The organism is Acetobacter sp., from assembly GCF_052102375.1.
GTDB lineage: Bacteria > Pseudomonadota > Alphaproteobacteria > Acetobacterales > Acetobacteraceae > Acetobacter.
In genome coordinates this window covers 21741-37231 of sequence record NZ_JBQDXI010000017.1, presented here as the reverse complement: position 1 = coordinate 37231, position 15491 = coordinate 21741, and the positions used below count along the sequence as shown (strand labels likewise).

Sequence of the window (15491 nt, the reverse complement as noted above, 5' to 3'; positions counted from 1 at the left end):
GGAGTATTTATGGCGATAGAGCCGGGTTTTCTGGATGAACTGCGCGCACGTACCCCGCTGGCGTCCGTTATCGGGCGGCGTGTCAAGTTGGCGCGCTCAGGGCGGAACTGGAAGGGCTGCTGCCCATTCCACGGGGAGAAAACGCCCTCTTTTTACGTTTACGATGATCACTTCCATTGCTTCGGCTGCGGTGTGCATGGCGATGTCATTTCATTTGTTATGCAGATGGAAGGGAAAAATTTTCCGGAAGCCGTGGAGGAACTGGCAGGTTCCGCGGGCATGGAAGTGCCCAAGGATACGCGGCGCACGCGCGAAGAGGTGGCGCACAGCCAGTCTCTGGAGGATGTGCTTGAACACACACAACAGATTTGGTCTCAGGCGCTCTATTCTCCTGCCGGAAAAGCCGGGCTTGATTATCTGACACGGCGCGGCCTGACGTGTCAGACCATTGAGGAGTTTGGATTAGGGTGGGCTGCTGAGGGGCGTGGCGCCCTGACAGAGGCTCTGGCCCCGAAAGGCATTACGCCCCAGATGATGGCCGAAGCAGGCCTGATGCGTATTGATGAGGATGGGCGGCCTAAGGGTGAGCTTTTCTGGGGGCGCGTGACTTTTCCCATCCGGGACCGGAAAGGGCGGCTTGTTTCCTTTGGTGGGCGCATATTGGGCGACGGGCAACCAAAGTACCTGAATGGCCCTGAAACCTCCCTGTTTTCCAAGCGCCGTTTGCTTTTCGGGCTGGATAAGGCGCGGGCAGCGGTCAGGGCGCCCCGTCCGAAAGGTGTTGCTCCCACAGACCTGATTGTGGTGGAGGGCTACATGGACGTTATTGCTCTTCATCAGGCTGGTTTTCGGGGGGCTGTAGCGCCTCTTGGCACAGCCTTGACGCCCGAGCAGCTTGAAGTGTTGTGGCAGGTCGATCGCGCTCCCATTCTGTGTTTTGACGGGGATACCGCAGGGCGGCGTGCCGCCGCACGGGCTGCGGAGGTTGCCTTGCCGCTGGTCAAGGCGGACCATTCCCTACGGCTATGTTTGTTACCAGAGGGGGAAGACCCTGACAGTCTGGTGCGCTCCAAAGGCGCGCAAGTTGTTGGTGAGATGTTTGCAACCGCCAGCCCGTTGTCTGAAGTGCTGTTCGATTTGCTGACAGTCGGCGTCAGTAATCCGGGGCCAGAAGAGCGCGCAACCCTGCGGCATAAGCTGGTAGAGGTTGCCGGGCTTATTCCCGATAAGGCCTTGGCCTCCGAATATCGCTCAACCCTGCTTGATCGGTTCTTTGAGACCTTTCGGCGGAAGAAAAGCGGAACACGCGGCGGTGCGGTTGCCCCAGCACGCTCTGTGGTGCGGGATAGTGGGCCTGTAGCCCTTAACGCCATGGAGGAACGGCAACGTATCCTGCTGGCACTCCTGTTGCGTTATCCAGAAGTGGTGCCGGAAGTGGAGGATGCCCTCTGCCGTCTAGCCTTGCCCCCTGCCTTTGCTGAGGTGAGAGACCTGTTGCTTGATCTTTCAGCAGAGGGCATGTTGCCGGAAACGGGGGATGCACTGTTGAGCAGCCTTGAAGGGCAGGATGAAGAAGAGGTTGTGCAAGGCGTTCTGACAGGGGGTGGTCTGCCGCTTGCACTGGAGGAAAAAGATACTTCTCTGGCTGTTGCCATCAGAACACAGTGGTGGCATTTCTACGGTTTGCTAAATTTTTCTCAATTCCAGCAAGAGGTTGAGCAGGAAGTGGCTCGTTTTACGGTGGAGGGGGGAGATTTGGCAGAATGGAGGCGGTTACAGCCGCGTCTGGAGGCATTAGCACGCCTCAAACGTGGCGAAATGGAAGAGTTTGAGGCGTAAGGAATAACGACGTTCAGGCGGTGTTCCTCTTGACTTCCGCGGCTGGATACCCCACGTCCTGCCCGCCCTTGGAAAACTGAACAGTATGTATGGTGAACTGGTCGTTCTGCATTCTTTTCAGGATGTGGGCGGGGAGGGAGCAGGTCTGGTATGGCAACTAAAACAGCATCAGGTAACGTAGCGCAGGCAGAGCAGGATGGTGACACCACCACGCTCGACACGCAGTCCGGGGCGGTCAAAAAACTGATCGCAAAGGGGCGTGAGCGCGGCTGTATCACGTTCGATGAGTTGAATGCTGTTCTCCCTCAGGACAAAATGTCTTCTGAACAGATAGAAGACATTATGGCCATGCTCTCAGAGATGGGCATTCAGGTTGTTGAGAACGAGGAGAGTGACGACTCCGAAGGGGCTAAAGGCGAAAAAGCCGAGGATGACGAGGAAGCGGAAGAAGATTCCGAGGCTTCGGAAAGCCCTGCCGGTAACGTCAACACGGAAAATCTCGGCCGCACGGATGATCCAGTGCGCATGTACCTGCGCGAGATGGGCACTGTTGAGCTGCTCTCCCGTGAAGGCGAAATTGCCATTGCCAAGCGTATTGAGGCTGGCCGCGATGAAATGATTGGCGGGCTGTGCGAAAGCCCCCTGACATTCCGCGCCATCATCTCCTGGCATGAAATGATCTGTAACAGCGAGATGCTGCTGCGTGACATTGTTGACCTTGAAGCCATGCAGGCTGGCGGAAACCCGCCGGAAGAAGCCGAGTCTGGTTTTGACGGCGAAGAGAATGAAGACACCGAAGAGCCGGATGCCGAAAATGAAGGCGAAGGCGAGGCAGAAGGTGAAGGCAGTGGCCTCTCCCTCTCCGCTTTGGAAGAAAAGCTGAAGCCTGAAATTCTGGCGCACTTCGACGATATCGGTCCGCTTTACGAGAAACTGCGCAAGGTACAGGTTCTGCGTATTGAAGCGCTGACTGCTGGTGAAGAAGTGCAGGATCAGTCTGAAGCTGATTACGCAGCCCTGCGCGATGAACTGGTGGGCAAGGTTGAGCAGATTCATCTGCATAGCAACCGGATTGAAGATCTGGTTATGCAGTTGAAGGAAATGTTCCGGAGCCTGAACGTACTGGAAGGGCGGATGCTGCGTTTGGCAGAAAGCTGCCGCGTATCCCGCGAAGACTTCCTGCTGAAATACCGTGGCCGTGAACTTGATCCCACCTGGATGGAAATGATCTCCGGTCTGCCAGGCAAGTCATGGAAAAACTTTGTCGCAAAACACAGTGACACTGTTGTTGACCTTCGGAACCAAGTTGCGGAACTGGCGCAGGAAACTGGCCTGCCTATTGGTGAATTCCGCCGCGTTTATGCAACTGTTGCCCGTGGTGAGCGCGATTCTGCTCGCGCCAAAAAGGAGATGATCGAGGCTAACCTGCGTCTGGTTATCTCTATTGCCAAAAAATATACCAATCGTGGGCTTCAGTTCCTTGACCTGATTCAGGAAGGCAATATCGGCCTGATGAAGGCTGTGGACAAATTTGAATACCGGCGTGGTTATAAATTCTCGACCTACGCCACATGGTGGATACGTCAGGCTATTACGCGCTCTATTGCGGATCAGGCTCGTACCATTCGTATTCCTGTGCACATGATTGAAACCATCAACAAGCTGGTGCGGACATCTCGCCAGATGTTGCATGAGATCGGTCGTGAACCGGCTCCGGAAGAACTGGCTGAAAAGCTGGGGATGCCGCTGGAAAAAGTGCGTAAGGTTCTGAAGATCGCCAAAGAGCCGATCTCTCTTGAAACCCCGATCGGGGACGAGGAAGACAGCCATCTGGGTGACTTTATTGAAGATAAAACGGCTGTTATTCCGTTGGATGCGGCTATCCAAACCAACCTGCGTGAAGCGACAACCCGTGTTCTGGCCTCCCTCACGCCGCGTGAAGAGCGTGTGCTGCGTATGCGCTTTGGTATTGGCATGAATACGGACCATACGCTGGAGGAAGTCGGGCAGCAGTTTAACGTGACGCGTGAGCGTATTCGTCAGATTGAAGCCAAGGCCCTGCGTAAACTCAAGCACCCAAGCCGGAGCCGTAAGCTGCGCTCTTTCCTGGATGACAACTGAGATAACCATAAGGCCACTTGAGCCAACGACCCGCATGAAGGTGTGCGTCACCTTCATGCAAATGGCAGCGCCTCCCAAAGGTGCGGTATTGCCCTTGCCTGATGGCTGGAGCCTGAAGCTTATTAAGCCATCGGTTGCGTATTATCGTTACCTTCAGGACCATGTTGGGCGGGCGTATTGCTGGTGGATGCGTCAGGCCAGTACGGATGCTGTTCTGGCAGGCATATTAAATAATCCGGCAGTTCAGATCGGTCTGCTCATGCAGGATGAAACCCCTTACGGGTTTTTCGAATTTGACATGACAGCCCCACAAGATATCAACCTTTCCTATTTCGGGCTTTTTCCTGAAGCAGTGGGGAAGGGGATAGGCCGCGCGTTTCTGGATGCCGTGGTGCGTCTGGCATGGTGTTATGGGCCGTCTACACTGCGGGTAAACACCTGCACGGCGGATCACCCCCGAGCTTTGCCTTTTTACCAACAGGCTGGTTTTGTTACTGTGAAAGAGGTTGAGGAAGTGTGGGACGTTCCTCAAAGGCTTGGCCTATCTATCCCGGAACGTTTTTTGGCCTGAATAGCTTGCCTTTTGCCGTGAAGTGTGAAAGACACGCCATCTTCCCTGCCGGATGCGTGGCATCGCTCCGGCTATACCCGTGGCCTCTTTAAGGGGCGCTGTTAGCCGGAAGGGTTCGGCGCAGTCGGGTTGACCTTATCCGAAGGGAGACATTATGCCGCTTTATGAAACCGTGCTTATTGCGCGGAATGACATCTCTCAGCAGCAGGTTGACGCCATCATTGATGGTGTTGTTGCTCAGATCGAAGCAGACGGTGGTAGCGTCCAGAAGCGCGAATACTGGGGTCTGCGTACGCTGGCTTATCGTATCAAAAAGAACCGTAAAGGCCATTATGTGCTGCTCGGTCTGGATACGAAGTCTGAAACGCTTAAAGAAGTTGAACGCCAGCTGTCTCTTAACGAAGACATCCTGCGTCAGCTGACACTGCGCGTTGACGAAATTGACGAAGCCCCATCACCTGTTCTGTCCCGCAAGGGCGAAGACCGTGGTGAACGTGGTAACTTCCGTGGTCCGAAAACCGCAGGGCGCTTTGAAAGCGGCCGTGGCCGTCGTTCTTCCGAAGATCGTGAAGAATATCGCGCTCGTGATGAAAAAGCAGCTGACGCTGCTGACGAAGGGGAATAATCCAGAATGTCTGACACGATGGAAATCAATCCCGCCGCTCGTCGTCCGGCCGTCGGCGCTCGTCGTCCGTTCTACCGTCGTCGTAAATCCTGCCCGTTCTCCGGTGCTAACGCTCCGAAGATCGACTACAAGGATGTACGTCTGCTGAGCCGTTTCCTGTCCGAACGAGGCAAGATCGTGCCTAGCCGTATCACGGCGGTATCCGCAAAGAAGCAGCGTGAGCTGGCACAGGCTATCAAGCGTGCTCGCTTCCTTGCTCTGCTTCCCTACGTTATGAGCTGAGGGAGACGATCATGGCTGCTACAGAAGTGATCCTGCTTCAGCGCGTTGACCATCTGGGACAGATGGGCGATGTGGTGAAGGTTCGTCCGGGTTATGCCCGTAACTATCTGCTGCCGCAGGGCAAGGCTATTCGTGCAAACGAAGCCAACCGTTCACGCTTCGACCGTGAACGTGCTCAGCTGGAAGCACAGAACATCAAACGTCGTGAAGAGGCAGAACGCCTGTCCGAACGTATGGATGGTCTGGCTGTTATCCTGATCCGTCAGGCTGGTGACAGCGGCAGCCTGTATGGCTCCGTGTCCCCACGTGACGTCTCTCAGGCTGTGACAGACGCTGGCTTCACCATCTCCCGTCAGCAGGTTTCCCTTGCTCATCCGATCAAGTCTCTTGGTCTGTATGAAGTTAAGGTTGCTCTGCATCCGGAAGTTGTTGTGCCGGTTATCGTCAACGTTGCTCGTTCTGCTGAAGAAGCTGAGCGTCAGGCACGTGGCGAAGCAACCAGTGTGGAAGAAGAAGCTGAACTGGCTGGCGATGAAGCCCTCATTGAAGGCGAAATCGTTGCTGAAGACGCTGACACCGCAGTTGCTGAAGAAGAAAACACTGTCGCCTGATAGTTGTTTTTTCCATATCTGACTGAAAAAGAGCCCGGAAGTATTTTCCGGGCTCTTTTTTTTGGCTTATTGTGTGCGTCATACAGATGGGCACAATGGAGCCAAGACAGATGAAACGACTGCTGGACCAGATTTTACGCCATTTTATTTCATCAGGACGTTTGCACGTTACCTGGCCGGAAGGTGATAAAACCGTTTATACCGGGCGCAATACAGGGCCTGAGGCAGGCATGGTACTGCGTGATGCCGCGGCTGAGCGCAGTTTGGCTCTTAACCCCGGTTTGGCCTTTGGGGAAGGTTACATGAATGGGAGCATTGCTCCTGTAGGCTGCACGCTTTACCAGCTTCTTGACCTTCTGATGCTGAACGCCATGTCACCCGGTCATTTGCCGGAACAGATAGCGGCGAGTTTCCGTTTTGCGTGCAGAAGCTGGATACAGTTCAATCCAATCCAGCGTTCACGCCAGAATGTCGCGCACCATTATGACCTAGATAGCCGCCTTTATGAGCTCTTTCTGGATAAAGACCGCCAATATTCCTGCGCCTATTTCCGCACCGGGCAGGAAACTCTGGATGAAGCACAAAGCGCTAAAAAACATCATATAGCGTCAAAGCTTCTGCTCAATCGTCCGGGGCTGGAAGTGTTGGATATTGGTTGTGGTTGGGGCGGCATGGCGCTTACGCTGGCACGGGATTACGGTGCGATTGTAACGGGCATTACCCTGTCAGAAGAACAGTTGAGCGTTGCCCGCCAACGTGCGCGCGATGAAGGCTTGGAAGGGCGTGTACGCTTTGAAATGCTGGATTATCGTAAGCTTCAGAGGCGGTTTGACCGTATTGTTTCTGTTGGTATGTTTGAGCATGTCGGGGTACGGCACTATCAGCAATTTTTTGATATTATTAAAAAAAGCCTGGTGCCAGATGGGGTTGCTTTGGTCCATTCCATTGGCCGGATGGATGGCCCCGGCACGACCAACCCGTGGATCAACAAATATATTTTCCCAGGCGGTTATTCTCCCGCCTTAAGCGAAGTGTTTGCCGCGACAGAAAAATCAGGTCTGTGGGTTACGGATTGCGAAATCCTGCGCCTGCACTACGCTAAAACAATTGCCATCTGGCGTGAACGGTTTGCCGCTAATCGGGCTAAAGCTGTTGCCTTGTATGATGAGCGTTTCGCGCGGATGTTCGAATTTTATCTGGACGCAGCAGAGCTTTCATTCCGTGTGCAGGGGCATATGAATTTTCAAATTCAGCTTTCGCCAGCCATAGAGGCGGTGCCGTTGACACGTGATTACATGACAGAAGCAGAAAACGCAGCGGCGATTTAGAGACTAGTTCCTGTATTCATGTGTTTTCCTGCCTTTACGCATGCTGCTCTTATTGAAGGGCTTGTGTGAAGGCAGAGCACAGCGAGGTTTAAATTGCTTTGACGCGTTTTACTGTAAAATAGCGGTAGTTGGATCAGTTTTTGCGGCAAAGAGACAAGTGCGCTTTTGCCAAAAGATCAAATTCAGCAATTGTCAGGGTTTCGGCGCGGCGTGTGCCATCGATCCCTGTTGCTGCCAGCAAAACTTCCCCATTCAGGCTTTTTAACGAGCCGCGTAGCATTTTGCGGCGCTGGCCAAATGCGGCTGCTGTAACTCTTTCCATCGCTTTAAAAAGCGCAGGCTCAGGTTGTTCTGCATGGGGGATGATGCTGGCCACCGCAGACCATACTGCTGGGGGAGGCGAGAATGCACCCGGGGGTAGTTTCATTACAATGGCGCACTGCGCACACCATTGCGCCAGAACACCCAGACGGCCGTAATGGTCGCTTCCGGGGGCTGCACAGATACGTTCAGCGACCTCAAGCTGGAACATCAAGGTCAGGCGTTCCCATGCCAGCCCCTGCCGTAACCAGCCAATAAGCATAGGCGTAGCAACATTGTATGGTAGGTTGGCTACAATATGCCGGGGCGCCGGACAAAATTGTGTTAGATCCTGTTTGAGCGCATCGGCCTCAACCACAGTCAGGCGGGTGGGGAAAACTGTTGCCAGTTCGCTGATGACCGCTACGGCACGGGAATCAAGTTCAACTGCTGTCACGCTCTCGGCGGGTGTTGCAAGCAGGGCGCGCGTAAGGCCACCGGGGCCCGGTCCAACCTCGATAACATGGCGGCCAACCAGTGAGCCTGCCAGAGACGCAATGCGCGTGGTAATATCCGGATCCAGCAAGAAATGCTGCCCAAGAGCTTTGCGCGCATCAAGACCATGGCGGCTGATAACCGCGCTTAGGCTTTCAAGTTGGGGAAGCAGGGCCTTAAACTCCCTTGAGCTTCACGCGCTTATCAATCATGGCACGGCGGTGCAGGTCGCTGTCCAACTGGCGGGCCGTCTGTTCCACACGTTCGTTCATGAGCTGGTCTGCAATTTCACTTGGAGCCCGGTCCGCAAAGTTTTTCTCTTTTTTGTTACACACCATCAAAAGAGCAATGCCATCAGGTGCCACAAGTGGGCGAGAAACTTTGTTGAGAGGCAGAGTAGCCAGCAGGTCACGCATCTGGGGGTTCAAGCGTTCTAACTGGAGTTCGCCCGGGTCGCTGGGACGTTTCTCACCGTTGGCTTTGTTAATGGCAGCTAACTCATCGCAGGACTGTACACTACTGATATAGTGCATGGCCTTTTGCAGGGTCTGTTGCTGCTGAGGAGTAACCTGCTGTGGGTTTAGCTGCGTATCAAACGGCAGAAAGGCTTGCCGAATAGAGATCAAGTGCCCCATCTGATGGCCAATGACGCGTTTACCATTGACCGTTACGATAACAAACCCGCCCGGTACCTTGATGGGATTTGAGATAGCATTCACACCCACAGGCATCTGCTTGACGATGGCGACCACTGCCGGGTCGAGCTCATCTTCCTGCACCCAACCCATGGAGCCGCCGTCAAGCGCTGTCTGGCTTTGTGAAAACTGTGCGGCCACAATTGGGAACGGCGCGCCCTTACGCAGTTCCTGAATAATGGTATTGGTAAAGTCTAGCTCTTCTTCCGCATGGCGCGGGTCATCCACCTTCACGAAAATCTCGCTCAGGTTGAATTCTGTCCGACCATCTTCACGCTTCAGAGCTTCTTCACGCTGAGCAATTTCGTTGGCGTTTACGCGGCCTCTGGCCCCGAGTTCCTGACGCAGAACCTGAATCCAGCCAATCTGCACCCGGATCTGGTCAATCAGTGTCGTAAGGGACACGCCATCCTGTGCCAGCTTGTCGCGTAGGGCATTGGCGGGCATGCCGTTGCGGCGTTCAATGCCGGCAATGGCCGCTGCGATTTGCTCAGGCGAGATATCAATGTGGCGGCTGAGAATTTCCTGCGTTCTCAGGCGTTCATCAATCAACTGCCGGATGATCTGCGGACGCAGGCGGGTCATGAGTTCGGTGTTGACCGGTAGGCCGGTGGAAAGCGCAAAAAGCTTTCCGCGATTATCAACGTCCCGCTTGGTGAGCGGAATACCGTTCACGACAGCCAAGATCATGTCATCGGGTTCAGGCGCGGCTGGTTTGACCACTTTCGCCTTGGTTTTGTCCTGTGACGTGGCGTGGGGGGCTGCCCATGCCGCAGGGCCAGATGCTGGCACAACGGTGAGCGCAGCCAGAGAGCATGCCAGAGTAAGGGAGCGCAAACGCATACAGGACAGTCTTTCAGCTTTCTGCCAGAAAAGGAGCACGATCTCTGATAACCGAGCTTTAGCCTTTTTTGAAGCAGTTCTTATTTCAGGCCAAACGAACCAAGTGTTTTAAGGCTTACTGTGAAAAGGAAAGTCGAGTTACGCTGCTGGCCACCAATGGTGGTGTATTGCTTAAGATACATCAGATCCAGACCGAAGCAGTCGTTTGTATAACCGATATTGCCACCCAGCGATACAAACTGCTTGCGGGAGAGGCTGCGGCGCGCAAAGCCCGACATGTACCAGTTGGCCCAATTGGTTGAGACGCCACCGCTGAGCTCATTAACCCGCTCATAATAAAGTTGGGTTGGGTTAGATGAGCGATAGTCATTCACGTAATAATAGTAAGGGGTTACTGGCTCAAACACATACCCGCCACGGATACGGAAATGTGGAACGCCAGCACTGAACAGTGCATCGCCAAAATTGATTTTGGACGTATGAGGGTCCAGACGCATACGCGCAGTGAAGTCAAAATACTGATTAGGCGAGACGCGCGCTCTCATGACAACATCAGAGGCATGGTGGTCCAGCCCGGAATAGGGCTGACGGTCATGCGTAATATGTTCCTGAAAACTCTCTCCCGCCAGCAGATCAACTTCGTGCCCATCCCACGTCCAGTTGGCATGAACGCCTACATTGCCACGTAAGCCGCCATCCAGCCTGTCGGTACCCTGAAAGCGATTGAGAGAGAAAAGTGTGGAATCGGAAAATTCGTAAGAAAGACTGTCTTCGTTTGGCAGGTAGTCATTTGCTCCGGCACCGGTGTTAGGTGCGTAGATACCCTGCACAATGGGTTCAAGAATTTGCGTGCCGCGCCCATGCTCGAAGGTCCGCACGAAAGGCCAGTTTGTTTTAAGCGCTATGGTGGGCAGAACCTGCCCGCTCGTCATGGATTTGCCAGTTTTGTAGTAATTTGGCTGTTGGTAGAGTTTGCTGGCGCGATACAGCATGGAATCAAGGTGCAGGGTGAGCAGGAATTGCTGACCTAACTTGTTACGGAAGGGGCGGTCCCAGTTAAGGGCGACCTGACCACGGACGTCTGATGTGCCGTTCGCACGCTTAACGTTAAAGTCCGTGGTGGAAATGCCAAAGCGTCCGCCCCAGGCATCAGGTTGTCCGAGAAAGCTGTAGGTGTAGCGTGGTAGCACAAGTGGCAGATCAGAGTTACGGATAACGCCTTGGTTCAGCCCTTGGTAGAACTGCCCATCCAGACGGCTATATGCACCCGTTCCGAACCCTTCGAGATAGGCGTTGGAATTCAGTGTGTCAGACCCGTAACCCTGAACACGGTAGTTGCGCATGTAATCTGCTGAGGTAGCAACATTTATATTGGTACCTGCGCGCCAGTGCTTGTTGAGTGAGGCCTGGAAATTGGCAAAGAGGTAGCCTTGCAGACCATGCCCGTTCCCGCCTTCTACATGCTCACCAAAACCATTGGTGAAGGAATTTGAGCGCAGAGAACTATAGGCCGCACCACCCTGAATATTGAGGGAGCCAAAATTGAATCTGTGACGATATTGCGCGCTCAATTGCGGGTTGGTTTTGGTGGAAAACAGCGCCTGAATCGTCGCGTCAGATTGGTCGTCTATTACCCAGTAATAGGGGATGGTGAAATAGGTTCCCAAGTAGCGGTCATGCGGTGTGATGCCAGGCATCAGGAACCCACTGTGACGCTTGGCTGAGGGATCTGCCATAGAGAAGAACGGGAGGTAGAGAACGGGAATGCCAAAAATATCCAGGTAGGCATCTCGGAAGTCTATTTTCTCGTGCTCCAGATCCTGCGTGGCGTCATAGGCTCTGAACTGCCAGAAGGGGGCGCGGGTCTTGTCTTTTTCGCAAATTTCACAGGCTGTATAAACAGCGCGGCTCATATCATTGATCTTGCCGCCTGTACGGCGGAGACCATTAGCTGCCAATTTGGCATTTTCTGGCAGGGAAGCGTTAACATGCGTCATGATTCCGTCACGCATGCCGCCGCTTAGTTCTGCATAATGTGCGTAAAGGACAGATCCGTCTGATTGGACTGTCGCGACATTCCCACGTGCCGCCACGACACCGGTGTCCCGGTCATACACAATTTTGTCGGCCCGCATAACGTGGTCACCCTGCCAGACCTGAACATTTCCGGTCCAGGTTACAGTGTGCTCGTTATCATCATAATCAACCTTGTCAGACTGAAAGGTTGCAGGTTCGTCAGAGGACGAGGTGCGGCCTGTATTGAGGTGCATTGGGGCGGGCCGGAACTGCGCATGGGCAGTACGGGGTGCTTGCAGGACAACGCAGGTTGCAACGCTTCCCAACGCCGTGGCAGCCGCCAGCGCGTATCGACGGCGCAACAGCAGCGCGCGGAAAGGCCGATGGGCCACGGTCAATCAGCCATCCTCCAGATGAAGCAACAACGAAATAGCAAGGCACAACCCAGCAACAGTAGGGGCCCATGCCGCCAGAACAGCAGGCAATGCTCCTGAATTACCAAATTGCTCCGCAACTTTCGAGACTGTGAAAAGCAGAAAACCTGCGGCAACACCAGACCCGATCATACGTGCAACGCCACCACGACGCGTGGGGCGCATGGAAAAACCAGCCGCAACCAGCGCCATCGTGCCTGCCAGCATAGGGAGTGCAAGCAGAGACTGGAAGTGAATACGGTGGCGAATGGAAGAAAAACCTGAGCGTTCCAGAAGTTTAATAAAGCTTGGAAGTGCCCAGATGGATAAGGTTTCTGGTGAGGCAAAGCTTTCCTGTACGCGGCCAACTGTCAGGTCCGTAGGGAGGGTCAGTTGGCCTACAGAATGGAGAATTTCGTAAGGACGGACGGTCTGGGCGTTTTTCAGAATCCAGGCGCGGTCAGCCAGATAGCCCTCTGGAGATTCGATTCTCAGAATAAGTTTGTCGTCGTGGTCCAGACGAAAAATGCTGATGTCCCTGATTCGCAGCACCCCATCCTTACCAAGCTGCACTCCGCGTGCATTCAGCAGCGCAACACCATGAGGGTCGAACTGTGTATCTGCCTGACGCAGCCATAACGCACCACTGGAAAGGCTAAGAGGCCCCCCTTCCGTGCGGAGATATTGCTGATCCAGTTCCTCGGCTTTTCGATAAAGGGATGACGAAACTGGAGAAATAATGGTTGTTGCGAGTGTACCAATCATCATGGCACAGGCGAGCGGGCCTGCCAGAAACTGCCATGCAGAGATACCCGCAGCACGCGCTACGACAAGTTCTGATGAACGGGTAAGCCGCCAGAAGCAGACAATGCCTCCCAGAAGAATACCGAAAGGTAAAATTTCAATGGAGAAATGGGGGACGTGCAAGGCCGCAATTTCCGTCACCACATTTGTGGACACGTGAGGTTTTGTGGCTACACGGCGGAGCAGATCAATAAAATCAAACAGACAAACAATGCCTGTAAGAGATGCAATCATGGCGGCAACGGAAAAGACGAACTGGCGCGCGATGTAGAGCGAGAGTGTAACAGAAACAACCATGCTGCTTCCTGTTCTCAAGCCGTGTGGGGCTGGTTACGCCCCGCTCGTAGTTCCGGGCCAAACAGGATGACCGAGCATACAACACCGGGAAGTACGGCCAGAAGTGGGATCAGGGGAATTAGCGCCATATTGCGGCTTGCAAGATTTTGCAGCACCAAGTTCAGCGCCAGAAGGCCCACAACACTGAGTACCGCAGCCAATGGCCGCTTAATATTGCCGTGCCTTGAAAAGACACCTCGTAGGATGGCAAACAGACCAACCATGGCGAAAGAGAAGCAGGTCAGGGGAGAGGTCAAACGCCTCCATCCCTCAACCTTGCGCTTGCCAATATCATTTTTGGCAATCTGTTTTGTGTCTGGGTGTAGTAGGTCATGCAGGGACATCTCGGCTGCATCGGCATCGCGTGTATCTTTTTTTCTACTGGAAGACAGGTCCATTGTGTCCTGTTTGAATACAAGCATATCCAATCGGCCTGTCTTGCGGTCAATAACCTGACGGGAACCATCATACAGCACAACGCGCGGCGCGTCGTTGACAATAACCATGGAGCCACGGTTGGCCAGAATAGTGGCATGCCTGTCTGGTTGCCGGTCATCCTCCACGACAATACCGTGAAGCATGCCATCATGCGTACGGGAGCGGATGTAAACCGTCATTACGTCCGACACCTTGGTGAAAACCCCCTCCTGGAGCATGAAGGCCGCCATCTTGTTTCTGATCTGGTATTCGTACTGGCGGAAGGCATGATAGGAATGCGGCACGACCCATAAATTAAGGAAAAAACCGGCGCAGGTTGCGGCAACAGCGCAAGCAAGCCCCGGTCTTGCCAGAGAAAGCGGGGACAGGCCCGCAGCCCGCATGACTGTCAACTCTCGATCTCCGGCCAGCCGCTGATACACGAACAGACTAACCACGAAAGTCGTGATGGGCAGCACGACAGCCACAAAAGATGGAATGAGCAGACTGGTCAGCTCAATAAAGACCCGGAGTGAAAGCCCACGGTCTACTACGAGCGAGACAAAATGAAGGGATTGCATCAACCAGATAAGCGCCGCCAGCCCGCCGGTTGTGGCCAGCAGGGCAATAAAGAGCTGATGAAAAATATAACGGTCCAGAGTTGGAACGTGCTTCTTCAACCAGAGCTGAAATGAACGGGCGGTCATCAGCCTTATCTACCCCCTCCTGCCACAAGGGCAACACCCCTTGCGGGGTCAGATCTTACGTGAGGAGGGGATATGTAGCAAAGATGCGGCTTTAACGTGGCTTATACCCGGAAAATAAAAAAAGTTTTTTTGACGCAGGGCTCAACTATGCCCCGTCAAAGCTGGCTCATTCAGAATTCTTCATGTGTGTCTGGGTCTCCGCCTAAGCGGTTGTTCGTGTCCAGTTTGGCAATTGCAGCCATATCTTCAGCATCCAGCGTAAAGTCAAAAATATCCAGATTGGCGCGCATACGGTCCGGGTTGCCGGATTTGGGAAGCGGGATAACGTTAATTTGGGTTTCCCAGCGCAGCATGATCTGGGCGGGGTTACGGTTATGCTTTTCTGCCAGTTGGGTGATGGTGGGGTTGTCCATCAGGTCTTTTCCCAATGGGCTCCAGCCCTGCGTAAGAATGTTATGGCGGGCATTGAAGGCGCGCTGTTCATTCTGTGGGAAATCTGCGTGAATTTCGATCTGGTTAACCACCGGCACTACACCAGTTTCCTGCAGCAGCCGTTCCAGATGGGCTGGCTTGAAATTGGAAACCCCGATTGACCGGATTTTCCCGTCTTTCTGGGCGGCGATCATGGCCTTCCAGCTTTCAACGTACAGGTCCTTGGCAGGCAGGGGCCAGTGAATGAGGTACAGGTCAACATAATCGACATTCAGGCGCTGGAGGCTTGCATCCAACCCGCGCAAGGCGACGTCATATCCTTGGTCAGCCCCACGGAGCTTGGTGGAGAGAAAAATGTCCTTACGCTCAACACTGGAGGCATTCAGGGCATTGCCTACATTGGTTTCGTTTTCGTAGCTGGCGGCTGTATCAATCAGCCGGTATCCGGTCAGGAGCGCCGCCTGGATGGCAGTTTCCAGTTGCTGGTCTTTCATTGGGTAAGTTCCAAACCCAACGGACGGAATGGAGCGACCATCGTTAAGCGGAAGGAGCGGTGCTGTTGGCATGGTGACTATCCTTTAACAAAACGTATGAGAGACTGTTTTGCCAACGCACGGTTGGCTGGGATGTTCCAAGCAACCCAGCCAGAACCTGAT

General features: G+C 54.0%; 13 protein-coding genes. 7 read left to right on the top strand and 6 right to left on the bottom strand.

The features are described from left to right. The first annotated feature begins 9 nt into the window (after positions 1-9). The 7 genes from dnaG (at position 10) to ACTIDN_RS08835 (ending at position 7377) form a co-directional block, all read left to right on the top strand. Positions 10-1839, top strand: coding sequence for a DNA primase (gene dnaG / locus ACTIDN_RS08865; RefSeq protein WP_441376756.1), 1830 nt, complete (start codon positions 10-12; stop codon positions 1837-1839). Positions 1840-1989: 150 nt separating this feature from the next. Beyond that, entirely contained in the window at positions 1990-3960 is a 1971-nt protein-coding gene (rpoD, locus tag ACTIDN_RS08860; RefSeq protein WP_441376755.1) for an RNA polymerase sigma factor RpoD, read from the top strand. Then, complete coding sequence (locus tag ACTIDN_RS08855) at positions 3950-4531, top strand: GNAT family N-acetyltransferase (protein WP_441376754.1); 582 nt, start codon at positions 3950-3952, stop codon at positions 4529-4531. Before rpoD ends, ACTIDN_RS08855 begins: the two co-directional genes overlap by 11 nt. A 154-nt stretch (positions 4532-4685) precedes the next feature. Then, positions 4686-5156: a 30S ribosomal protein S6 gene (gene rpsF, locus ACTIDN_RS08850; RefSeq protein ID WP_441376753.1), complete on the top strand. Its 471-nt coding sequence runs from the start codon at positions 4686-4688 to the stop codon at positions 5154-5156. Between the two features lie 6 nt (positions 5157-5162). Next, on the top strand, positions 5163-5438 hold the full coding sequence (rpsR, locus tag ACTIDN_RS08845; protein WP_048837136.1) for a 30S ribosomal protein S18: 276 nt from the start codon (positions 5163-5165) through the stop codon (positions 5436-5438). 11 nt (positions 5439-5449) lie between these two features. Continuing rightward, a complete protein-coding gene (gene rplI, locus ACTIDN_RS08840; protein WP_441376752.1) occupies positions 5450-6049 on the top strand; it encodes a 50S ribosomal protein L9 in 600 nt (199 codons plus the stop codon). A gap of 110 nt (positions 6050-6159) precedes the next feature. Then, positions 6160-7377 carry a class I SAM-dependent methyltransferase gene (locus ACTIDN_RS08835; RefSeq protein WP_415508655.1) on the top strand — a complete coding sequence of 406 codons (1218 nt, stop codon included), beginning with the start codon at positions 6160-6162 and terminating at the stop codon, positions 7375-7377. 133 nt (positions 7378-7510) lie between these two features. Here ACTIDN_RS08835 and rsmA read toward each other — a convergent pair whose 3' ends face one another. The 6 genes from rsmA to ACTIDN_RS08805 all read right to left on the bottom strand — a co-directional run bounded on the left by rsmA (position 7511) and on the right by ACTIDN_RS08805 (position 15401). Further along, positions 7511-8344 carry a 16S rRNA (adenine(1518)-N(6)/adenine(1519)-N(6))-dimethyltransferase RsmA gene (gene rsmA / locus ACTIDN_RS08830; RefSeq protein ID WP_441376779.1) on the bottom strand — a complete coding sequence of 278 codons (834 nt, stop codon included), beginning with the start codon at positions 8342-8344 and terminating at the stop codon, positions 7511-7513. Positions 8345-8348: 4 nt separating this feature from the next. Beyond that, entirely contained in the window at positions 8349-9710 is a 1362-nt protein-coding gene (locus tag ACTIDN_RS08825; RefSeq protein WP_441376751.1) for a peptidylprolyl isomerase, read from the bottom strand. A gap of 80 nt (positions 9711-9790) precedes the next feature. After that, positions 9791-12118 carry an LPS-assembly protein LptD gene (locus ACTIDN_RS08820; RefSeq protein WP_441376750.1) on the bottom strand — a complete coding sequence of 776 codons (2328 nt, stop codon included), beginning with the start codon at positions 12116-12118 and terminating at the stop codon, positions 9791-9793. A 6-nt stretch (positions 12119-12124) separates the two neighbouring features. Beyond that, positions 12125-13240, bottom strand: coding sequence for an LPS export ABC transporter permease LptG (lptG, locus tag ACTIDN_RS08815; protein WP_441376749.1), 1116 nt, complete (start codon positions 13238-13240; stop codon positions 12125-12127). Positions 13241-13254: 14 nt separating this feature from the next. Next, the gene (gene lptF, locus ACTIDN_RS08810) at positions 13255-14403 is read right to left on the bottom strand and encodes an LPS export ABC transporter permease LptF (protein WP_441376748.1); all 1149 of its coding nucleotides are present in this window, start codon (positions 14401-14403) and stop codon (positions 13255-13257) included. A gap of 170 nt (positions 14404-14573) precedes the next feature. Next, on the bottom strand, positions 14574-15401 hold the full coding sequence (locus ACTIDN_RS08805) for an aldo/keto reductase (protein ID WP_441376747.1): 828 nt from the start codon (positions 15399-15401) through the stop codon (positions 14574-14576). Positions 15402-15491 lie beyond the last annotated feature (90 nt).